This is a genomic window from Flavobacterium sp. WG21 (assembly GCF_000335775.1).
In the GTDB taxonomy this organism is placed as follows: Bacteria; Bacteroidota; Bacteroidia; order Flavobacteriales; family Flavobacteriaceae; genus Flavobacterium; species Flavobacterium tructae.
In genome coordinates, this window is the sequence record NZ_AMYW01000019.1 from 77,026 (window position 1) to 98,319 (window position 21,294).

Genomic DNA, 21,294 nt, shown 5'->3' on the forward strand with positions numbered 1-21,294 from the left:
AGGCTTTAAGCTTTAGGCTATAAGCTTTTTGACTTTCTTGCTTTAGGCTTTAGGCAATAAGCTTTAAGCTTCCCTAAATACCTGATATATGTTTTTTTTTAGCCTAAAGCCTATAGCTTAAAGCTTATAGCAGGTTTACCTGATGAATCCTACTCCTGCTGTTGTATTCGTTGCAGTATCAATTAAGATGAATGCACCGTTTGATTTATTGTCATTATAAGCGTCAAAATATAACGGCTTACTTAATTTAATGCTTACTTCTCCTATCTCGTTAATTGCTAACTGTGATGCCGGTGTTGTTCCTGAGTAATCTGTTGCAATTGTGTTTTTAATACTTTCTACTTTTGCCAAAACCGAATTGGTGTTGTGCTGAACGATATATTTTGTACCCGGAACCAGTTTTTTACTGTCCATCCAGCATACTGTTGTGTGTATTTCTTTTTCAATTTTTGGAAGTTCTGACGATTTTACAATCATATCACCTCTTGTCACATTGATATCATTTTCTAATTCGATGGTGATCGAAGAACCTGCAACGGCTTCATCAAATTGTTTGTCGAAAAAGTGAATTTTTGAAACTTTTGATTCTGTCAATGAAGGAAGTACTGTTACAGCATCTCCTACTTTTATTGAGTTTCCGTATAATTTTCCGGCATAACCTCTAAAGTCATGGTACTCTTCTGTTTTTGGACGAATAACCGTTTGAACCGGAAAACGTGCTTTTCCTGCTTCAAAAACATCTGAAGAATGCAATCCTTCTAAGTGCTCCAACACCGTTTGTCCATCGTACCACTTCATGTTCTCTGATTTATCCACAACATTTCCTCCGTTGATGGCACTTAACGGAATGTAACTTACGTTTTGTTCTTTGAAAGTACTTTTGGCATTTAAAGCTTGGAAATCGGCTTTGATTTTATTGAAAACTTCTTCTGAATAATCAACTAAATCCATTTTATTGATCGCCACAATCACCTCTTTTACTCTCAATAAATTATTGATAAAAAAGTGACGGTACGTTTGTTCGATTACGCCTTTTCTCGCATCAATTAAGATGATCGATACCTGAGAAGTCGAAGCTCCCGTTACCATGTTTCTGGTATATTCTACGTGACCCGGAGTATCGGCGATAATGTAACTTTTCTTTGCAGTCGAGAAATAAATATGAGCCACATCAATTGTGATTCCTTGTTCTCTCTCCGCTACTAATCCGTCAGTTGCCAGTGAAAAATCAAGATAATCGTATCCTTTTTGCTTGCTGCTTTTCTCGATTGCTTCAATTTTATCTGTCGTCAATGATTTTGTATCGTACAGTAATCTTCCGATCAAAGTACTTTTTCCGTCATCTACACTTCCTGCTGTTGCTATTTTTAAAACGTCCATTCTATGTTATTTTGTTTCAGGTTTAAAAATTTAGTTTCAGGTTTCAAGTTGATTTCCTTTGAACTAAAATTTCAAGCTGTATGTTTTTTTTGTTTTCTTGATTCTACTTTTTAATTATCAATTAAAAATACCCTTGTTGTTTTCTCTTTTCCATTGCGGCTTCAGAACGTTTATCGTCAATTCTGGCTCCTCTTTCAGAAATCGTAGAGCTTCTGATTTCTCCCACTACTTCTTCGATGGTTGCGGCATAAGATTCAACAGCTGCTGTACAGCTCATATCTCCAACGGTTCTAAAACGAACAATTCTTTCTTCGATTTGTTCGTCTTCTTCCTGGTACACAAAAGGAGAATGTGACCAGATCAAACCGTCTCTCAAAAAAACTTTTCTTTTATGTGAGAAGTAAATAGATGGAATTTCGATATGTTCTTTCTCGATATAACTCCATACATCTAATTCTGTCCAGTTTGAAATTGGGAAAACACGAACGTTTTGACCATTCTCTATTTTTCCGTTCAAAATGTCAAATAATTCCGGACGTTGGTTTTTTTCATCCCATTGACCAAAATCGTCACGAACTGAAAAAATACGCTCTTTCGCTCTTGCCTTCTCTTCATCACGACGTGCTCCTCCGATACAGGCATCAAACTTAAATTCTTCAATTGCATCTAAAAGTGTGGTCGTTTGTAAACTGTTTCTACTGGAATATTTACCGGTTTCTTCTACCACTTTTCCTTCGTCGATAGCATCCTGAACATTACGTACAATTAATTCTAACCCTAACTCTTCTACCAATTTGTCTCTGAAAGCAATAGTTTCCGGAAAATTATGTCCGGTATCAACATGCAAAAGAGGAAACGGGATTTTGGCAGGGAAGAATGCTTTTTGTGCCAAACGCACTAATGTTATCGAATCTTTTCCTCCAGAAAAAAGTAAAACCGGTTTATCAAACTGTGAAATTACTTCTCTGAAAATATATATTGCTTCGCTCTCTAAAGCGTTTGTTTTTAATACTGAACTCATTTTGTTTTTTTGTTTCAAGTTTAAAGTTTCAGGTTGTTGTTTATTGTGAGTTTCCTAAAACTTTCTACTATTATTCTTTACTTTCTTTACTCTCCATCGGGTTAAACTCCGACGATATATTCTAAATCTTCTTCTTCCATTCCCATCGGATTAAAACCCGACGCTACAATATGGATCGTTCCTTCGTCTTCATCGGGTTGAAACCCGACGCTACAATATGGGGCGTTCCTTCGGAACTCAAAAATCTATATTCTTTATTCTTTAATCTATTCTCTTGCCTCTAGCTTCTTTCTTCTACCTACTCTTTCTTAGCGCTATGCAATCCGCATTCTTTATGACTGGATTCCCACCACCATCTTCCGGCTCTGATGTCTTCGCCCGGAAAAATTGCTCTCGTGCAGGGTGCGCATCCGATGCTTACAAAACCTTGTTTGTGCAAAGCATTTTGAGGAACATTGTTTTCAGACAAATAAGTTTCAACCTCTTCTAATGTCCATTTCAACAAGGGATTGAACTTTATAATTTCAAAACCTCCGTCATATTCAAACAATTGTAAGTCGTTTCTATTCTCGGATTGTTCTGCTCTTAAACCTGTAATCCAGACCGAATTTCCTGCCAATGCTTTTCGTAACGGAACTACTTTTCGAATAAAACAGCATTCTTTTCTGTTCTCAACCGAATCATAAAAACTATTCGGGCCTTTTGACTGAAGTAAACTCTCTACGGCTGCTGCTTCCGGGAAATAAACCTCAATTGGCTTTTTGTATTTTTTTAATGTTTTATGAAAAACATCGTACGTTTCCTGAAATAACCTTCCGGTATCTAGTGTAAAAATGGCTATATCCTGATTGCTTTTTGCTATGAAATCAGTGATAACCTGATCTTCCTGTCCGAAAGATGTCGAAAAAATTACTTTCCCCGGATATTCATTTGCTAAGAAAGCCAATGTTTCGTCAAGTGAAAAATCTTTCGTTTTATCTAATAATGATTGTATAATAGTCGCACTCATATTCTCTCTCTTTCCTTCTAAAAAATATTACAATAATTTAGATAATGTTTTTAAACTTAATAATATAATTAAAATACCAACCGCAATCATCATTGGTTTTCTTTTGATTTTATTTAAAAGATAAGCTCCCAATGGTGCTGCAATTACACCTCCTAAAATCAAACCGATGATAACCTGCCAGCCGTGGATTCCACCAAAAAGCATGAAGGTTAAACCGCTTGCAAATGAAATTGCAAACTCAGCTGCATTTACAGAACCTATAGTGTATCTCGGGTTTCTTCCTCTTCCTAATAAGGTTGAAGTCACAATCGGCCCCCAGCCTCCACCTCCAACTGAGTCCATAAAACCTCCAAAGATGGCCAGAAATCCTAATTTTTTAGTTTCTTTTTGATGATCTTTTTAACTAAAGCTTTTCTAATAATTATAATAGCCAGAACAATCATATAAACTGCAATAAAAGGCTTTATAATATCTCCATTAATCACGTCCGATAGTAAATAAGCTCCCATTATTGAACCTAAAACCCCTGGAATTAATAAATGTTTGACCAATTTTTTATTGATATTTCCAAATCGGTGGTGAGAAAGCGCCGATGCTCCCGTGGTAAACATTTCAGAAACGTGAACCGCTGTACTGCTAATAACCGGCGGAACTCCGTATGCTAATAAAAATGATGTAGAAGTTGCTCCATATCCCATTCCTAAAGTTCCGTCTACCAATTGTGCAAAAACACCAATTGCAAAAAATACTAAAAATTCCTGATTAAAACCGTCAACAAATGCATTCCATGAAAATTCCGCATGATGATTGTAGATCAAAGTCGTCAACAAACCTATCAGTAAAACTGCCGGTACCAAAACCCACAATCTTTCTTTAATTGTGACGTCAGCCTTAATTGCTGCGGTATTTATTTTAAGTTCCTTTTCCATTCCTGTGATTTGTTTTAGCCTTAAAATCCATTACCCTATCGGGTTAGTAGATTGAATGGCAAAATTACTACTTATTTCTAAATATCAAAACAATATTTGATTTTTTTACATCCTCTTTATTTTAATAGTAACGAAAAGGAATCCATAACAATTTCCATCAGTCGTTAAACGGCGCAAAAAAACATATCAAACTGTGCTACAGAACTATAACAGTAAAAATTTCATCCTTTTTTAAATAGCGCTTTTAAAGTCTACCACATCTATAGGATAATTATAAAAATGTTGTTATTTTTACGGCAAATATTTATCCATGGATTTCCAAATAGGTCTTATAATTGCAGGTTTAGCAGTAGGTTTTATAGTGGGGTTAACAGGTGTTGGAGGCGGTTCTTTGATGACTCCAATTTTGTTGTGGTTTGGTATACCACCAACAACAGCGGTAGGAACAGATTTACTTTATGCTGCTTTTACTAAAGCCGGAGGGGTGTTCGTTCACAACAAAAAAGGCAATATCAATTGGAAAATCACGGGCTGGCTGACTCTCGGAAGTGTTCCTGCCGCTTTGATTACTTTATGGATTCTGAGCAGTATCAAAACCGACATTGAAACTATAAATCATGTTATCAAATACAGTTTAGGCTGGGCATTGTTATTTACTTCGGTTGCTATTATCTTTAAAAAGAAACTTTTAGAATTCTCTCAAAAACATGCCGGAGATAAATTTCACAGCGAAAGTACCACTCAAAACACACTAACTATTGCTATAGGTGTTCTATTAGGCGCTACTGTAACTCTAACTTCAATTGGTGCAGGTGCTTTAGGAACTGTCACTTTATTTTTTCTTTATCCGTTATTGCCAACCCCTCGTTTAGTCGGGACTGAAATTGCACATGCCGTTCCCTTGACATTAGTTGCCGGAATCGGACACGCTTCAATGGGAAATTTAGATCTTGTCTTATTAGGACAATTATTGATGGGCTCACTTCCAGGAATTTATATGGGAAGTATGCTGAGTGGAAAAGTTCCGGATCAATTCCTTAGAAATGCGATTGCTGTAATGCTTTTTATGGCAGGATATAAATTGATTTTCTAAACGCATTCCTATTCTTTAAAATATAATCTGAATCTAAAAAGAAAAGACCATTTCATTAAAATATTGAAATGGTCTTTTTTATAGGAAATCCTGGAATGGAGATCTGATTAAAATGCAATATCTGCTAATGAGTTACTCTCCAGTATTTTAAGCGTATTATCTCTCACTTCGGTCATTAATCGGCGTGCAGCACAGGTAGATTCATCATCACAATCATCACATCTTTCGTAAAAATTATGACTGGCACAAGGAAGTAGTGCGATTGGCCCTTCCAAAATTCGATAGACTTTAGCCATACTGATATCTTTAGGATCTTTTATCAGATAATAACCTCCGCCCTTTCCTTTTTTAGCTCCCAGAAATCCTGAGTTCCTAAGCAGCAGCAAAATACTTTCTAAAAATTTAATCGAAATATGTTCACTTTTCGCAATTTCAGCAATTTGTACCGGCTCATTGTTTTCACGTCTGGCCAGATAAGTTAAAGCTTTGATTCCGTATTTAGTTTTCTTTGAAAGCACGTTGTATATATTTTAATTGCTGATTGCTCATTTTAGACTTTTAACCCAAAACAACAATCGCCTTGTTTTTCTGCCACAAAAATAAACTTTTTAAACGAGAATAGTAATAGAACAAAATTTTAAATTCTACCAAATTGATATAGTTTAAATAAAACCTAATAAAAAACGGCCTTTAACTGTTTTTTTCCAGTTAAAAGCCGTCATCTTAATAAAATTTTCAAAATATCATTGCAAACCAAAGACGCATTATTTTCCGTTCTGTATAGCTGATGATTCTCTTTTTGAATCATTTTATGGACCACATTCAATTCAAAAAACCATTGTGAGTCCGGTTTGTTTGGATCTTCTTCTCCAAAGTATAATTTTATACCACAATTTGGAACTTCAGCTTCGTATCTTAATCTTGTTGACGAAACAGCAAACAGGTGAGCAGTATTTAATCCTCGCAAAGAAGCCTTCCAAGCGATTGTTCCTCCAATGCTAAATCCTAAAACAACTATTTTTTCCGTTTCTAATTGAAGTAATTTTTGGACTGCACAATCAATACCGCCGTTTAAAAATTGATTATGAATATCGCTTTCAATAAGGTCATCAGAATTAATATCAGCCAATTCCAGAACATCATAATACTGAATTTCGAATTCAGACCTTAATAATTCTGAATAAATTTTTATCCACTCCGGATCTTTACCTCCAAATAAATCTGATAAAATAAGTAATCTTGGCTTTATCATAGTGTAAAGATAAGATTTTAGATATCAGCATAAAATCTAATATCTAAAATCAGAAATCTAAAATTATCTTAAGAAAGCGCTTGTTTCAAATCAGCAATTACATCTTCTACAGTTTCTAAACCTACAGAAACACGTACAAGACCTTGTGTAATTCCGACTGCCAATTGATCTTCTTCAGACAGCTTACTGTGTGTTGTTGAAGCAGGATGCGTCACAATCGATCTCGTATCGCCAATATTTGCAGATAGCGAGCAAAGTTTTATTTTATCTAAAAATTTTCTTCCTGCTTCAATTCCGCCTTTAATTTCAAAAGCGATAATATTTCCACCCAATTTCATTTGCTTTTTGGCAATTTCATATTGTGGATGTGATTTCAAAAACGGATATTTTATGCTATTCACATTTGGATGTGCCTCTAAAAACTCTGCTACTTTTAAAGCATTTTCGCAGTGTTTTTCAACACGAACGGCCAATGTCTCTAAACTTTTTGACAAAACCCATGCATTAAACGGAGACAAAGCCGGTCCTGTATTTCTGGAGAACAAATAAATCTGTCTGATTAAATCTTCGCTTCCAACCGTAACTCCGCCTAAAACTCTTCCCTGACCGTCAATCAATTTAGTTGCTGAATGTACCACCAGATGCGCTCCAAACTTTATAGGTTGTTGAAGGTAAGGCGTGGCAAAACAGTTATCGATAATTAAAATCAGGTTGTGTTTTTTAGCAAGATCCCCTAACAATTGTAAATCGATCACATCAACACCCGGATTTGTAGGCGACTCTGCGTATAAAATTTTTGTATTCGGTTTAATGAATCCTTCAATGGTTTCCGGCTTGCTAATATCAAAATAAGAAGTTTCGATATTCCATTTCGGAAAATACGTCATAAATAAAGCATGCGTCGAGCCAAAAACGCTGCTCGCAGACACTATATGGTCTCCTGAATTTAATAATGCTGCAAAAGTAGAATATACCGCTGCCATTCCGGTTGCAAAAGCATAACCCGCCTCTGCGCCTTCCATTTTACAAATTTTGTCCACAAACTCTGTGGTATTCGGATTGCTGAAACGGCTGTAAATGTTTCTTTCTTTTTCTTCTGTAAAAGAAGCTCTCATGTCTTCGGCATCTTCAAATACAAAACTTGATGATAAGTATAATGGCACCGAATGCTCTAGATACTGACTTCTTTCTAATTGTGTTCTAATAGCTTGTGTTTCAAAACCAAATTCTTCTGTGTTCATTTTTTTGTTTTTGTTTAACACGAATTGCACTAATTAGCACAAATTCGTTTTTTTATAAAATTTCACAAAGATTCACAAAGCAAAACGCAGTGCATCACCCAGAGTTTAATGTGAATTTTCATTGTGTGATTAAAAATCAAAGAATTATCAAACTGACTAATTATCCAATTACTTTAATTCTTCGTTGTTTAGAACCACTTTATATTTTATGGTAGCTGTAGGCTCAATTGTTTTAGAAACCGAGCAATATTTCTCAAAAGAAAGCTGGGCCGCGCGTTGTGCTTTTTCAGGGTTAATGTCTCCTTCTAAATAAAAAACCACATTGATTTCCTTAAAAGGTTTTGCTTCACCTACCTGCACACGCTCTCCTTCTACCTCAGCGTTAAAGGAAGTGATTTCCTGACGTTGTTTTTTTAAGATCGAAATCATATCAATGGCACTGCATCCCGCAACCCCCATCAATACTAATTCCATTGGACTTGGACCTAAATCACTTCCGCCAAATTCGGCTCTGCTGTCAACATCCACTACATGACCACGTTCGTTTTTAAGTTTAAAATGAAACGCGTCATTTACTCTGTTCAAAGTTACTTTCATTGTGTTGTTATTTTTTTTTACTTTTTATTCTTTGTAATCTTGTTATTTCGACTTAAGGAGACTCGAGCGATAGCGAACAGACGAAGTAAATCACATTAGATTGTTGACAAAGATTAGAATTTTTCGTTGCGGAGTTCCTGGTGTGATTTCTCCCTTCGGTCGAAATGACAAACTGGACCTATAAATCTGCAATCTCAAATCTGCAATCTCAAATCTCAAATTCCTTACCCTTTATCTGACAATCTCAAAATATCACCAAATACTCCTCTCGCTGTTACAGCAGAGCCTGCACCTGCTCCCTGGATTACGATTGGACGGTCTCCGTAAGACTCTGTATAAATCTCAAAGAAAGAATCAGATCCTTTTAATCCGCCTAAGGCAGTATCAGAAGGCACTGAAACTAATTTTACTTCCAAAATTCCTTTGTCGTTTTGCAAATCTCCCGACAATTCACCAATGTATCTCAATACATGATTTGGCTTTTGATCGGCTTTTATTTTTTCATAAATCGGATCGAACTCTTTCAATTTCGTTAGGAAATCTCCAACGTTTCCTTCACGCAAATGTTCCGGAATTAAATTCTGAATCGAGATTTCTTCAAATTCATTCTGCAAGTCTAATTCTCTTGCCAGAATCAATAATTTTCTTCCCACATCATTTCCGCATAAATCCTCACGAGGATCCGGTTCTGTGTATCCGTTATCAATCGCTTCCTGCAAAATCTCACTAAACGGAACGTCTTTTGCCGAAAAATTATTGAATAAATAACTTAGTGTTCCGGAGAATACTCCTTTTATTTTTGTAATGTTTTCTCCCGAAAGGTGCAATAATTTAATTGTATCAATTAATGGCAATCCGGCACCAACATTGGTTTCGTACAAATAATTCTTCTGGTTTTCGGCTAAAGATTTTCTCAATTCTTTGTAAAAACCATAACTCAGTGTATTGGCTACTTTGTTAGAAGAGATCAAATCAAAACTGCTCTCCACCAGCGGAATATAATTCTCCACAAATTTTGCACTGGCTGTATTATCAATCGCAATCAGGTTTTCTAAATGATGTTGATTCGCATAAGCAATAATATCCTGAATCGTATAGGCAAGTCCTTCCTTTTCAATATCTGTTTTCCAGTTCGAACTTACTCCGTTTTTATCTAAAAGTACTTTTTTGGAATTGGCAATTGCAAAAACATTCAGTCTCACATCTTTTCTTTTCTCAATAGCGTCTGTCGATTCTAAAATCTGATTGATTAAAGTTCCTCCCACTAATCCATGACCAATAATAGCAATATTAATTTTTTTGGAAACTCCAAAAATCTCTCCGTGAATTACGTTTAAGGCTTTATGTAGTTCTGATTTTTTAACAACCAAACTCACGTTTTTACCCGTAACGGTGTTATTGAACAAAATCGGAACAATTTTATTTTTAATTAATGCCGTGTAGGGTTTATGAAAAGTACTCAAATCCTGACCGATAATCGAAATTACCGAAACATTATCGGTTACCGTAATTTGATTTACATCTTTAGAATAGAAGTCGTTTTCGAATTCTTTTTCTAATTCAACCATTGCCAATGTAGCTTTGTCGGTCGCCACCACAAGACCAATCCCACGCTCTGAAGAACCTTGCGAAATAATACTCACACTGATATTGTGATCGCCCATTACTTTAAAAATTCGGGCATCTACACCTGCTTTCCCAAGTAATCCGCGGCCTTCCAGATTCACCAGAGACACATTCTCTAAAACAGAAAGCGTTTTAATTCCTTCTTTAGCTGAATCAGAGGTAATTAAAGTCCCGCGATTTTCATGATTGAAGGTATTTAAAATACGAAGCGGGATATTTTTTTCCAGTAACGGAATGATTGTTTTGGCATGTAAAATTGTAGCGCCAAAATTGGCTAATTCATTGGCTTCATTGAACGACAGGAATTCGATTTTTTTCGCATCGGCAACCAAATCAGGATTTGCTGTATAAATTCCGTCAACATGCGTAAAGTTTTGCAATTCTTCAGCATTTAAGTAATTCGCAATTAGCGATGCTGTATAGTTACTGCCATTTCTGCCTAAAGTAGTGGTATCGTTATTATTGTTAGACCCAATAAAACCGGTCACGATGTTAACCGTTGAACCGTTGTGTTCTTTAAAATAATTGATCACATTTTTCTTAGAAAGCTGTTCCAAAGGCTGTGCATCACCAAATTTAGAATCGGTTTTCAACAATTCTCTTGAATCGACAAAATTTGCCGGAACTCCTTTTCCGATTAGAATAGCTGTCAGCAATTTAGCCGAAAGTAATTCTCCTTTTGATAAAATCTGATCTTTAATTTTATTGCTGTAATCACCAATCAGACTTACTCCTTCAAAAAGTTTCTCGAGCACATTAAATTCTTCAGATAAATCGACCTGAGGATAATCTGAAATCTGATACGCTTTAAAATTCTCAAATAACGGTTTATAATTACCGTTTTTAGCAGCAATTTTTAAAATGTATTCTAACTCGTCTGTTGCATTTCCGCGGGCCGAAACCACAACAGCTATTTTTTCATTCTGCTGTACTTTATCCGTAATAATTGAAACTACTTTATTAAGTCCTTCTCCGTTTGATAACGATTTACCGCCAAATTTTAATATTTTCATTTTATTTTTCTATTGTTTCTGCCTTAAAAATATCGGCAAGTAAATGATCTAATTGTTTGTACTCGATTAAAAAAGCGTCATGTCCGTGAACCGAATCTATTTCACTGTAAGAAACATTGTCTTTGAACTTTTTTAATTCCTGAAAAGTCTCCCGATTTTCTTTGGGTATAAAAAACAAATCTGAATTGATTCCGATAATATGAATCGCAGCGTCTGTTTTAGATAACAAAGTCTCGAAATCTTCTCTGTTTCTGGTGATGTCTATGGTTTTAAGCAATTGGTTCATCAATTTATATGAAGCCAATTGATATCTTTTTTGCAGTTTTTCACCATGATGTGCCAGCCAGCTTTCGATATTAAAAACAGGACGGTTGGTATTGATGGTACGTTGAAATTTCTCTTTGAATGATTCCGGAGACCTGTAACACAACATAGCATGAATTCTGGCATCTTCTATAGGTTTTGAAGAATTATTCAAAATTTGCTCTTGTAAATAGCAATTGGCGATCATCCAGTCGGTCGACTTCCAATCTGTTGCAATGGGAATCAGGTTTTGAGTAATATGAGGTTCTAATGCAAGAATTTCCCAGGCGATGCCACCACCAACAGAACCTCCGATAATGGTATGTAGTTGGTGAATATTTAAAAGCTCCAGGCCTTTAATAAAAATGCGGGCAATATCTCTGGTAGTGAAATCCTGATAGTTTTCGATGATAAAGGAATCATTTCCGTTTCCGGGCACATTAAAAGCCAGTACGGTAAATTTATGGGTATCGATTGTTTTTTCTTCCCCAATAAGGTCATTCCACCAGCCGTTTATTCCGGTGACCTCTGCATTCCCTGTCAAAGCATGATTAACGAGAACAATAGGCGCACTATACAATGGTAAACCGGAAAGTGTAAAACTTAAGGGCAATGATGAGTAGGACACACCACTTTCGGTGATGAATTCCTGAATTATAATGGGACTTGGTATATTTTCCAATTTCAAATCTTTTTAATTTTGATTTGTATGTGGAAATATTAGAAAGAAAGTCTAGAGTGAAACCAGAAAATTTCTTGTTGTTATCTTTCCACGTTTAGGCGTGGTAGAATGCAGCACCTTCTTCGATTTAACGAAGGGTTGCTAAGGATTCATCGGGTCTAATCCCTCGTCCTTTCTTTATAACATTTCAATACGTTTTTGAACTTAAAGGTGCAAATTAACTACTAATTTCTCAAACAAACAAATTTTATCGAAACTGATTCCTCAATTTCTTAAACATAATTCAAACAAAAACTAGTGTACGCAAAAAATTACCGAACAATTTGCCCAGTAAAATTAAGCAGGTTTCCCTCTATTTTATGATGCTTTTAGATTTAAATAAAAAGCGTTTCATTTTCTTTTGAATACATCAAAAACAATAATGAATCCGGATTTTTTTTCTCCGCTTTTTTATTTGTTTCAGTCACCCCGAATCTTGAATCGGTCAATTCATTTGTTGGCGGTGCATTGTTTCTTTTAGCTCTAATGTTTTTCAATGTTGAAAAAGTCTTTGTTAGGTAGTTTATTGTGCTCATGACATTTAAGTTTATGTTAGTTTGCGTGTTATTATCTTTATTTTATGTTTATTTCTTTGTTATCGTAACCAAATGGAATAAAAAAACCCTTTTGGATTTTTAATACCAAAAGGGTTCAAGTTTTTTACAACTTATATATACTTTTAGTATCAACAGACGCATACACAAATACGTGCGACGTTAAACATCTTGTTCATCTGTAGGGACTTATTCATCTGGGACTTAATTGCTATTTTAAAAAATTCTTGCATTTTTTTCTATTTTAATAAACTTCTTTAAACTTTAGAAATATTTCTATTTTACTCTTCTTTTAATCAACAGAGTACAAAACTTTTGCCTCAATCGATGTAACTTTCATTCAGAATACTAAATTATTTCTTCTTTAGCTTTGAAGTCTTACAAATTTGCGAATATTTTATCAATTATGCAAGTGAGTCCCAATAAATTAATCCTAAAAAACGTTAAAAAGCGACCTTTTTGGGTTAAAAAACATCTTACAAAATTAACATATCAATATTTAAAAGATAAATCCTACGAAAAATAACTTAAAACTTTCCTGTTTCATTATATCAAAGAACAACTTACTAGTATCTCGAAACCACTTACAACCAGACTGCTTCTTTATTTTTGATCTTTTCGGCTACTTTTAAAATATCTGTAATTACACCCCTTGAAATGGCTTGCTTACAGGCCGAAGCACTTTGAATCACAATTGGAACAGCTGCATACGATTGTGTATAAATTTCGAAAATGGTATCTGATCCTTTCAACTGACCTATTGCTGAAGTAATAGGTTCTGAAACCAGTTTGACTTCTAATGTATTTTTTACAACATCAAATTCTCCCACATATCGCAGTACATGATCATCTGCCTGACTAATTTTAGCAATCTTAAACGATCGATCAATTGCTTCTTTATTCAGAATGCCGTTTTGCTCCAGATGCTCTTCATTAATAAGAGAATTAATTTTTATATCTGACAGCTCAAAATCTTTTCCAATTTCTCTCGTGAGAATCAGTAATTTTCTGGCCGTATCATTTCCGGATAAATCCTCTTTAAAGGTAGAACGCATTAAACCGAGTAAACTTGCATCTTTTAATAAAGAAGAGAAGGTTGTTTCTTCGGCAGCAAAGCGATTAAAAACATAACTCAGATTATCTGAAAAAACACCACGAATTTTTGTGATTTTTTCGCCTGAATAATACAAGTCTCTCAAAGTTTGTAAAACCGGAAATCCGGTATCTACTGAGGTTTCATACAAAAACTCTTTGTCGTACTTTTTAAGGTTTGACCTGATCTCTTTGTATAAATCAATCGGCAATGTATTGGCTTTTTTATTTACCGCTACAATATTAAACCCGTTTTCGATCAATGTGTTGTAGTGATGTATTAATTCATCGCTCGCAGTGGCATCTACAGCGATTAAATTTTCAAATTCATTTTCTTTGGCAAATTCAATAATATCCTGAACCTTAAAAGGAACGGCCAATTCCAGAAAATTGGTTTCCCAAGCATATCCTACGCCTTCTTTCTCGAAAAAAGCTACAGTTGAATTGGTGATAATTGGAAAGTGAAAATCGATATTCTTACTTTTGAGAAAAAACTCCTGACTTTCAATAATTTGATTGATCAAAGTACTCCCTATATTTCCAATTCCAAAAAGGATGATATTTATTTTAAGCTTTGACATAATTTTACTTTTTAATTTTTTAAACCTTATAACTATTTTAAGTACACTGTAGCACTCTACATTAAACCTCAACACCTATAAGGTTTAAAACTTTTATACTGATTTGCTTTTTATAAAAAATCACCTCTAGCAGAACTCACGCTGCTAAAGGCAATTTTTCAAACAAAAAACAAAAAAACCTAGTTTTTATTAATGCTGTATTGTGACTCGGTCACGCTTGCAAAAACAGTTTGCAAGTCAGCAATTAAATCTTCTATATCTTCTAGTCCAACGGAAAGTCGAACCAGATCTTTTGAAACTCCCGTTTCTAATTGTTCGGCATCAGACAATTGCTGATGCGTTGTACTTGCAGGATGAATGATTAATGACTTGGTATCACCAATGTTGGCCAGAAGCGAAAAAAGTTTGGTTTCATCTACCACTTTTTTGGCTGCTTCAAAACCTCCTTTTAATCCAAAGGTAACGACACCACTTTGCCCTTTTGGCAAGTACTGCTGTGACAGGTCATAATATTTATTGGTTTTTAAGCCTGGATAATTCACCCAAGCTACTTCTTCCTGTTTTTCTAGCCAGGAAGCCAAAGCCAAAGCATTTTCGCTGTGTTTTTGAATTCGAATTGGTAAAGTCTCTAATCCCTGAATGATCTGGAAAGCATTAAACGGACTCAAAGCTGCTCCAAAATCACGTAATCCTTCGATTCTTGCTTTAGCAATGAAAGCAGCATTTCCTAAAGCTTCGTGATACACTAAGCCATGATATCCCGGTGAAGGTTCTGTGAACTCAGGAAATTTACCATTCGCCCAGTCAAAAGTTCCGGCGTCGATAATGGCTCCTCCTAATGAGGTTCCGTTTCCTGAAATATATTTGGTAAGGGAGTGAATGACAATGTCTGCTCCGTAAGCAATCGGATTTAATAAATATGGAGTAGCTACTGTATTGTCTACAATAAAAGGAACCTTAAATTTTTTAGCTTCTGCTGAAATCGCTTTCAGATCGAGCACATCTAATTTTGGGTTTCCTAAAGATTCGACAAAAAATGCCCGTGTGTTTTCTTTGGCAGCTTTAGTGAAATTTTCGGGTTTTGAAGGATCTACAAAGGTAGTTGTAATCCCTAAACGCGGTAAAGTTACACTCAATAAATTATACGTTCCTCCGTACAAACTATTTGAAGCCACAATATGATCTCCTGCTTTTAGCAAAGTCAATAAAGATGTGGAAATTGCAGAGGCTCCTGAGGCTGTAACTACTGCCCCAATTCCACCTTCAAGCGCTGCAAGACGTTGTTCCAAAACATCATTTGTAGGGTTATTTAATCGGGTGTAAATGAATCCGGCTTCAGCAAGACCAAATAAATTGGCTGCATGATCTGAATTGTTAAAAACATACGATGATGTCTGGTAAATTGGAACTGCTCTGGTTCCTGCATTTTTAGTAACATCGTGTCCTGCGTGTAGTGCGTTTGTGGCAAATTTTTGTGTGCTCATGATTTCTTAGTTTTAGGTATTGTTTATAGCTTTTGGTTTATTCTTTAATTATTACAGTCGTTTTTATATCTCAAATAAAAAGATCTTCTTCTTCATGCAGGTACATTTGGAAAAGCAGAGAATTTGATTCACTCGAATAAAGCTCTCCTTTTATTTTAACTGCATTCACTTTTCTATTTTTAACTGCAGCTGCAAATCGTTTATAATCGGTTTTCAATCTGTATAAAATCTCTCTTACTATAATATGTAGTGTTTTCATGATACTTGTTTTAGTTTCGGAATTAAAAAAGCCCTTTCGGATGGCGACCAAAAGGGCTTATAGTTCTAACTATAACAAAGATTTACTCTTTCACTTTTGGTAACAGCAATTTGGGATGCACATTTGCATCATCTCACAACACATCATCATACTATTTGCTATTGTTTTCATTTTTATTTTATTTAAAATTAATTGTCTTTTTTAATTCTACTAATTCTATAGAGTAAATGTAATAAGTATTTTCCTAACTACCAAATTAAATATCAATATTTAATGTAAAATTTTTATTACTCCCTGTAAATGCAGGTATTATAGTCATGAAAAAATAAAAAACAGCCACAGATTAAGGGATTAATATGATTATCAGATCAACGTAAATCCGTTTAATCCTTATAATCTGTGGCCAATATTATGGTCTTAGAACTTAAAACTCAATCTGGCGAAACCAAATCTTCCGTTTAATCCAAATTGTGATACCGCTCTGGAATAAGCAAACTGATTGGCGTTGCTTAAATCTGTACTTGGCGCAGGCGACAAGGTTGGCGTTGTATTGGTAAAGGCAGGTGTTGCAGGATTATTTCGGTCCGGATAAACATCACCTATATTATTGAAACCAACTGTGAATCTGAATTTCTCGTTAATCTGATATCCAAAAGACAAATCGGTAACCAATTTAGCGCTGTATTCAGGATGTTCGTAAACAGAAGATGATCCGTCTAAATTTACATCTGTTGCTCCCGGGTCTGTCACTGCTCCGAAATAACTGTTTCTTAAATAAATGTCCAGTTTTTTGATACTAAATGTAGTCATCAAATTGGCTTTCAATTTTGGAATGGCTTCTTCTAAATAAATTCGGCTTGACTCCGGAAAGAATGAATATTTAAAAGGCTCTCCACCTGCATTGATGATCGATTGAGGAACATTTAATTCTCCTACTCTTTTGGTGGTATTGTAGCTCAACGCAAAATCATTTCTGATCGTGAAATCCGGAATAACATTGTATTTATGTGAAATTACAACATCAATACCTTTCGTTTCAGAGTTGATTCCGTTGGTCCAGAACGAAGCTCTTTCCACACCTTTTAAATCAAAGGCCTGTTGAAATAAAGTTAAGGCATCTTTTTGTTCCGACGAGGTTGCTCCATTTATCTGTGCATCTGTTGGTCTTGCATACTGCCCGGTTAATACTACTCTGTCGTCGATTCTGGTAAAATAAGCATCTGTTGCAATGGTAATGTTTGCTTCAGGAATCTTGAATGTAAATCCGGTACTGATACTTTTTGATTTCTCCGCTTTTAAGTTTTCAACCCCAATACTTTTGGCTGCTTGTGAATCATTTGTAAAGTAACCCACCTGATAAGGAGAACCGTTTATGAACTGAGTGGAACTGCTTTCAAAATATTTTTGCTGTAGTGAAGGAGCTCTAAAACCTGTTTGTCCTGAAATCCTCCAGTTGATATTGTCTGTTAATTTCAAAAGAGACGCCAATTTAAAGGTAACAGTACTTCCAAAATCAGAATAGTTCTCGTAACGCGCTGCTCCGTTTAGAAGCCAGTTTTCTGTAGCATTTAATTCTAAATCCACATAAGCTGCACCACTTTTTCTATCCTTAACTTTAGCATCTGAAGGCTGAAACCCTGAGAATCCTTGTGCTCCGGCTCCACGCTTATTCCCGAAAAAGTCGGTTACGATTAAAGGCGAATTACTTGGTAAAATTCCAGGAACCAAATTTCCGTTGGTATCGTACAATCCGTAAGAAGCTTCTTCTCCTTGTTGAATCTGGTAGTTTTCATATCTGAATTCTCCACCAAAGGCAACATTCAGGCCGTTTAAAACATCATACTTTTTACTTAAATCCAAGTTGGTTGTACTTTGCAAAAACGAAACTTTACCAGCATAAAAACTCGAAGCCGAATTGGTTCCCAAAGTAGCATTAATAGTATTGTTCACATCATATTTAAAAGAGTTTGTTCCGAGGTTTGTACTGATATCGGTGTCAAAACCGAATAATTCTGTTGTAGCTCCAACTGCTGCAGAAGCATCTAAGATCGAAGATTCTATTTCCGGTAAAAATCCATTTTGATATACCTGTGTAAAAGTTCCTGAACCGTTTGGAAGTCTGTTAAAAGCATACGATCTACCATTTCTATAAGACAAACCTCCAAATGAATATAAAGATGTTGTTTCGGTTAACGGATACTTTGTATTGTAATATAATTGTCCAGATGCTAATTCAGACTGGCCTACACTCATATTATAGTCGCTTCTTTCCTGACCTCTGTACGCCAACTCATTGTTGGTTACATCAAAATTCAAAGCAGTCTGCATTTGCGCAATAGTACCTGCCGAAGCAATAGCATTTTGCTGTGCCGGTGTAAAATAACCCACCTGTGGCGCATATTGTTTCAGCGAATTCAGAATTTGCGCTGAATTTGGGGTATTATTAATATTACTGAAAAATGAATTAATGTTCACACCGTTCTGAGCTGCTCTGTTCTCGACAGCATTGTAGGCATTAAAAATTGCGTTGCTTCTAATTCCCGCACGGCTTGTTGCCTGTCTGGTCACAGCGCTACCGGTAACATTCAGGAAGCTCCCTGCTTTACCCAAAGAAGTTCCGTAATTTAAATCAACTTGTAGATTCTGACCATCAGCTCCTCCTTTAAAATTATTCGATCCCGAAGATAAGTTGGTACCATACTGTATGCCTCCTGAAAGATAGTTGGCATTTTTTTTCAATACGATATTAATAACTCCCGCAATCGCATCCGAACCGTACTGAGCCGCTGCACCGTCACGTAAAACCTCGATTCTTTCAATAGCAAATGAAGGTATAGCATTTAAATCTGTTCCTACAGATCCTCTTCCTGGCGATCCATTAATATTGACTAATGAACTTGTATGTCTTCGTTTTCCGTTTACCAAAATCAAAACCTGATCCGGCCCTAAACCTCTTAACTGTGCCGGATCAACGTGGTCTGTCGCATCTGCTGTAGAAGTTGCGTTACTCGTAAAAGAAGGTGCCACATAATTTAAAATTTGGGTTACGCTGGTTTGCGGCGCTCCTTTTGTTATTTCTGAAATATTAAAAACATCAACCGGAACCGGTACATCTGTTTTTACTCTGTTTTTGCTGCGCGACCCTACAATGGTCACTTCGGTCAATTCATTATTTTTTAAACTGTCCTGTTCTTTTTTATTCTCCTGCGCATAAATGCCCGAAAAGGTCAAAAGACTTAAAGCTACTACTACATTCTTTTTCATTACTTTTTTCTGGTTTTATATTGTTTTCTGACTTAAAAAGTGATTTACAATCCGGTTTCTTTTTGGAACAAAAAAAACCCCTGCGAGCGGCAGAGGTTCTATATGTATATTTCTTAAAAAAAACTACAACAGTGTCTCTGCGGAAGGCTCCGGCATCATACATGACATATTGCAAATCGTTAATTTCATTTTTTGTTTTATTTTGATGGGGCAAATTTGCAAACTATTTTTTAATCAGCCAAACAAAAACCAAAATAATTTCTATTACCCTATCAAAATAGTATGATATGTTAAATTTCTGCTTCTAAAATCAAAAAAATGAAAAGTTTAATTTGCAAATCAAAATGGTTTTATACCTTTGCACGCGAATACAAGAGGAAAAATTTGAACTGATTGCAACCTCTTCATAATGAAACGGTTCGTTATGGGTACTGAAACATAGATTTCGGTAGTAAAAAATGCTAAAGCAGAATTTCTCCTTTAGCCCTTTTTAGCAATTATTTTTTCTCGCTTAATTTTAATTTAATACATTATTATGGCTTATTTATTTACGTCAGAATCTGTTAGTGAAGGGCATCCAGACAAAGTTGCAGATCAAATTTCGGATGCATTAATTGATAACTTTTTGGCATTTGATGCTGACTCAAAAGTAGCTTGTGAAACTCTGGTTACTACTGGTCAGGTAATTTTAGCTGGTGAAGTAAAATCGAATACTTATCTTGATGTGCAGCAAATTGCTCGCGAAGTAATCCGTAAAATTGGATATACTAAAAGCGAATATATGTTTGAGGCAAATTCTTGCGGGATTCTTTCAGCAATTCATGAGCAATCAGCAGATATTAATCAAGGAGTTGACAGAGCTAAGCCGGAAGAGCAAGGTGCTGGAGACCAAGGAATGATGTTTGGTTATGCAACTAACGAAACTGAAAACTTCATGCCATTGGCACTTGATTTGTCTCATAAATTATTACAGGAGTTAGCTATTTTAAGACGTGAAAATAAGGAGATCACTTATTTACGTCCTGATGCAAAATCACAGGTAACTTTAGAGTACAGTGACGATAATAAACCAACTCGTATTGATGCAATTGTAATCTCAACTCAACACGACGATTTTGATGAAGAAGCGGCAATGCTTGCTAAAATCAAAAAAGATATTATCGAAATTTTGATTCCAAGAATCATTGCTAAAAATCCAGCTCACGCGCATTTATTCAATGATAAAATCAACTACCACATTAATCCAACTGGGAAATTCGTTATTGGAGGACCTCACGGAGATACTGGTTTAACAGGAAGAAAAATTATTGTGGATACTTACGGTGGAAAAGGTGCTCACGGTGGTGGTGCATTCTCAGGAAAAGATCCAAGTAAAGTAGACAGAAGTGCGGCTTATGCAACACGTCATATCGCTAAAAACTTAGTAGCAGCAGGTATTGCTGATGAGATTTTAGTACAGGTTTCTTACGCAATTGGAGTTGCTGAACCAATGGGTATTTTTATTGATACTTACGGAACTTCTAAAGTAAACTTAACAAACGGTGAAATCGCTAAAAAAGTAGAAGCTATCTTCGATATGCGTCCTTACTTTATCGAGCAGCGTTTGAAATTGAGAAACCCTATTTACAGTGAAACTGCTGCTTACGGACACATGGGACGTAAACCGGAAACTGTAACTAAAACTTTCTCTGCTCCTGGTGGAAACGAAAAAACAGTTACTGTTGAATTGTTTACTTGGGAAAAACTTGATTTCGTTGACAAAGTAAAAGCGGAGTTTGGATTGTAGATTTTAGATCATCAGACTAAATAGATCATTAGACTAACTTGAATTTTTAGATTGTCAGACAATAACTATTTATTCTTAAATATAAAAAA

18 protein-coding genes and 1 riboswitch are annotated in these 21,294 nt (G+C 35.5%); of the genes, 2 read left to right on the forward strand and 16 right to left on the reverse strand.

The window, feature by feature from the left end:
- Positions 1-135 precede the first annotated feature (135 nt).
- The 5 genes from C245_RS0114275 to C245_RS24745 all read right to left on the reverse strand — a co-directional run bounded on the left by C245_RS0114275 (position 136) and on the right by C245_RS24745 (position 4,339).
- Positions 136-1,380, reverse strand: a complete 1,245-nt coding sequence (locus tag C245_RS0114275; RefSeq protein ID WP_017497284.1) for a sulfate adenylyltransferase subunit 1 — start codon at positions 1,378-1,380, stop codon at positions 136-138.
- Positions 1,381-1,501: 121 nt separating this feature from the next.
- Entirely contained in the window at positions 1,502-2,419 is a 918-nt protein-coding gene (cysD, locus tag C245_RS0114280) for a sulfate adenylyltransferase subunit CysD (protein ID WP_202700681.1), read from the reverse strand.
- Positions 2,420-2,699: 280 nt separating this feature from the next.
- Positions 2,700-3,410 (reverse strand): phosphoadenylyl-sulfate reductase, encoded by a 711-nt coding sequence (locus tag C245_RS0114285; RefSeq protein ID WP_017497286.1) that lies wholly within the window; start codon positions 3,408-3,410, stop codon positions 2,700-2,702.
- A gap of 27 nt (positions 3,411-3,437) precedes the next feature.
- A complete protein-coding gene (locus C245_RS24740) occupies positions 3,438-3,752 on the reverse strand; it encodes a TSUP family transporter (RefSeq protein WP_255348302.1) in 315 nt (104 codons plus the stop codon).
- 26 nt (positions 3,753-3,778) lie between these two features.
- Positions 3,779-4,339: a sulfite exporter TauE/SafE family protein gene (locus C245_RS24745; protein WP_255348303.1), complete on the reverse strand. Its 561-nt coding sequence runs from the start codon at positions 4,337-4,339 to the stop codon at positions 3,779-3,781.
- A gap of 310 nt (positions 4,340-4,649) precedes the next feature.
- Here C245_RS24745 and C245_RS0114295 point away from each other — a divergent pair, with 310 nt between their 5' ends.
- On the forward strand, positions 4,650-5,432 hold the full coding sequence (locus C245_RS0114295) for a sulfite exporter TauE/SafE family protein (protein ID WP_017497287.1): 783 nt from the start codon (positions 4,650-4,652) through the stop codon (positions 5,430-5,432).
- A gap of 107 nt (positions 5,433-5,539) precedes the next feature.
- On the opposite strand, the gene C245_RS0114300 is transcribed toward C245_RS0114295, so the two are convergent.
- The 11 genes from C245_RS0114300 to C245_RS0114355 form a co-directional block, all read right to left on the reverse strand.
- Positions 5,540-5,950: an Rrf2 family transcriptional regulator gene (locus C245_RS0114300; RefSeq protein ID WP_008466594.1), complete on the reverse strand. Its 411-nt coding sequence runs from the start codon at positions 5,948-5,950 to the stop codon at positions 5,540-5,542.
- 200 nt (positions 5,951-6,150) lie between these two features.
- On the reverse strand, positions 6,151-6,684 hold the full coding sequence (locus C245_RS0114305; RefSeq protein WP_017497288.1) for a hypothetical protein: 534 nt from the start codon (positions 6,682-6,684) through the stop codon (positions 6,151-6,153).
- A 68-nt stretch (positions 6,685-6,752) separates the two neighbouring features.
- Positions 6,753-7,925, reverse strand: a complete 1,173-nt coding sequence (locus C245_RS0114310) for a PLP-dependent aspartate aminotransferase family protein (protein ID WP_026110067.1) — start codon at positions 7,923-7,925, stop codon at positions 6,753-6,755.
- A gap of 168 nt (positions 7,926-8,093) precedes the next feature.
- Positions 8,094-8,522: an OsmC family protein gene (locus tag C245_RS0114315; RefSeq protein WP_017497290.1), complete on the reverse strand. Its 429-nt coding sequence runs from the start codon at positions 8,520-8,522 to the stop codon at positions 8,094-8,096.
- Between the two features lie 224 nt (positions 8,523-8,746).
- Entirely contained in the window at positions 8,747-11,161 is a 2,415-nt protein-coding gene (gene thrA, locus C245_RS0114320; RefSeq protein WP_017497291.1) for a bifunctional aspartate kinase/homoserine dehydrogenase I, read from the reverse strand.
- A gap of 1 nt (position 11,162) precedes the next feature.
- Positions 11,163-12,146, reverse strand: coding sequence for an alpha/beta fold hydrolase (locus C245_RS0114325; RefSeq protein WP_017497292.1), 984 nt, complete (start codon positions 12,144-12,146; stop codon positions 11,163-11,165).
- 77 nt (positions 12,147-12,223) lie between these two features.
- Positions 12,224-12,332, reverse strand: a riboswitch (SAM riboswitch).
- Positions 12,333-12,520: 188 nt separating this feature from the next.
- On the reverse strand, positions 12,521-12,721 hold the full coding sequence (locus C245_RS0114330; protein WP_026110069.1) for a hypothetical protein: 201 nt from the start codon (positions 12,719-12,721) through the stop codon (positions 12,521-12,523).
- Positions 12,722-13,323: 602 nt separating this feature from the next.
- Entirely contained in the window at positions 13,324-14,412 is a 1,089-nt protein-coding gene (locus C245_RS0114340) for an aspartokinase (RefSeq protein WP_017497295.1), read from the reverse strand.
- Between the two features lie 179 nt (positions 14,413-14,591).
- Positions 14,592-15,896 carry an O-acetylhomoserine aminocarboxypropyltransferase/cysteine synthase family protein gene (locus C245_RS0114345; RefSeq protein ID WP_017497296.1) on the reverse strand — a complete coding sequence of 435 codons (1,305 nt, stop codon included), beginning with the start codon at positions 15,894-15,896 and terminating at the stop codon, positions 14,592-14,594.
- A gap of 70 nt (positions 15,897-15,966) precedes the next feature.
- Positions 15,967-16,155 carry a hypothetical protein gene (locus C245_RS0114350; RefSeq protein ID WP_017497297.1) on the reverse strand — a complete coding sequence of 63 codons (189 nt, stop codon included), beginning with the start codon at positions 16,153-16,155 and terminating at the stop codon, positions 15,967-15,969.
- Positions 16,156-16,572: 417 nt separating this feature from the next.
- On the reverse strand, positions 16,573-19,419 hold the full coding sequence (locus tag C245_RS0114355) for a TonB-dependent siderophore receptor (RefSeq protein ID WP_017497298.1): 2,847 nt from the start codon (positions 19,417-19,419) through the stop codon (positions 16,573-16,575).
- Between the two features lie 535 nt (positions 19,420-19,954).
- Between C245_RS0114355 and metK the strand changes: the two genes are divergently transcribed.
- On the forward strand, positions 19,955-21,205 hold the full coding sequence (gene metK, locus C245_RS0114360; RefSeq protein WP_017497299.1) for a methionine adenosyltransferase: 1,251 nt from the start codon (positions 19,955-19,957) through the stop codon (positions 21,203-21,205).
- The last annotated feature ends 89 nt before the right edge of the window (positions 21,206-21,294 follow it).

What these genes read in the sequence shown, in the direction of transcription:
- C245_RS0114275 (WP_017497284.1), bottom strand. Translation starts at nt 1,380, where the DNA reads ATGGACGTTTTAAAAATAGCAACAGCAGGAAGTGTAGATGACGGAAAA.
- C245_RS0114285 (WP_017497286.1), bottom strand. Translation starts at nt 3,410, where the DNA reads ATGAGTGCGACTATTATACAATCATTATTAGATAAAACGAAAGATTTT.
- C245_RS24740 (WP_255348302.1), bottom strand. Translation starts at nt 3,752, where the DNA reads ATGGACTCAGTTGGAGGTGGAGGCTGGGGGCCGATTGTGACTTCAACC.
- C245_RS24745 (WP_255348303.1), bottom strand. Translation starts at nt 4,339, where the DNA reads ATGGAAAAGGAACTTAAAATAAATACCGCAGCAATTAAGGCTGACGTC.
- C245_RS0114295 (WP_017497287.1), top strand. Translation starts at nt 4,650, where the DNA reads ATGGATTTCCAAATAGGTCTTATAATTGCAGGTTTAGCAGTAGGTTTT.
- C245_RS0114305 (WP_017497288.1), bottom strand. Translation starts at nt 6,684, where the DNA reads ATGATAAAGCCAAGATTACTTATTTTATCAGATTTATTTGGAGGTAAA.
- C245_RS0114310 (WP_026110067.1), bottom strand. Translation starts at nt 7,925, where the DNA reads ATGAACACAGAAGAATTTGGTTTTGAAACACAAGCTATTAGAACACAA.
- C245_RS0114315 (WP_017497290.1), bottom strand. Translation starts at nt 8,522, where the DNA reads ATGAAAGTAACTTTGAACAGAGTAAATGACGCGTTTCATTTTAAACTT.
- thrA (WP_017497291.1), bottom strand. Translation starts at nt 11,161, where the DNA reads ATGAAAATATTAAAATTTGGCGGTAAATCGTTATCAAACGGAGAAGGA.
- C245_RS0114330 (WP_026110069.1), bottom strand. Translation starts at nt 12,721, where the DNA reads ATGAGCACAATAAACTACCTAACAAAGACTTTTTCAACATTGAAAAAC.
- C245_RS0114340 (WP_017497295.1), bottom strand. Translation starts at nt 14,412, where the DNA reads ATGTCAAAGCTTAAAATAAATATCATCCTTTTTGGAATTGGAAATATA.
- C245_RS0114345 (WP_017497296.1), bottom strand. Translation starts at nt 15,896, where the DNA reads ATGAGCACACAAAAATTTGCCACAAACGCACTACACGCAGGACACGAT.
- C245_RS0114350 (WP_017497297.1), bottom strand. Translation starts at nt 16,155, where the DNA reads ATGAAAACACTACATATTATAGTAAGAGAGATTTTATACAGATTGAAA.
- C245_RS0114355 (WP_017497298.1), bottom strand. Translation starts at nt 19,419, where the DNA reads ATGAAAAAGAATGTAGTAGTAGCTTTAAGTCTTTTGACCTTTTCGGGC.
- metK (WP_017497299.1), top strand. Translation starts at nt 19,955, where the DNA reads ATGGCTTATTTATTTACGTCAGAATCTGTTAGTGAAGGGCATCCAGAC.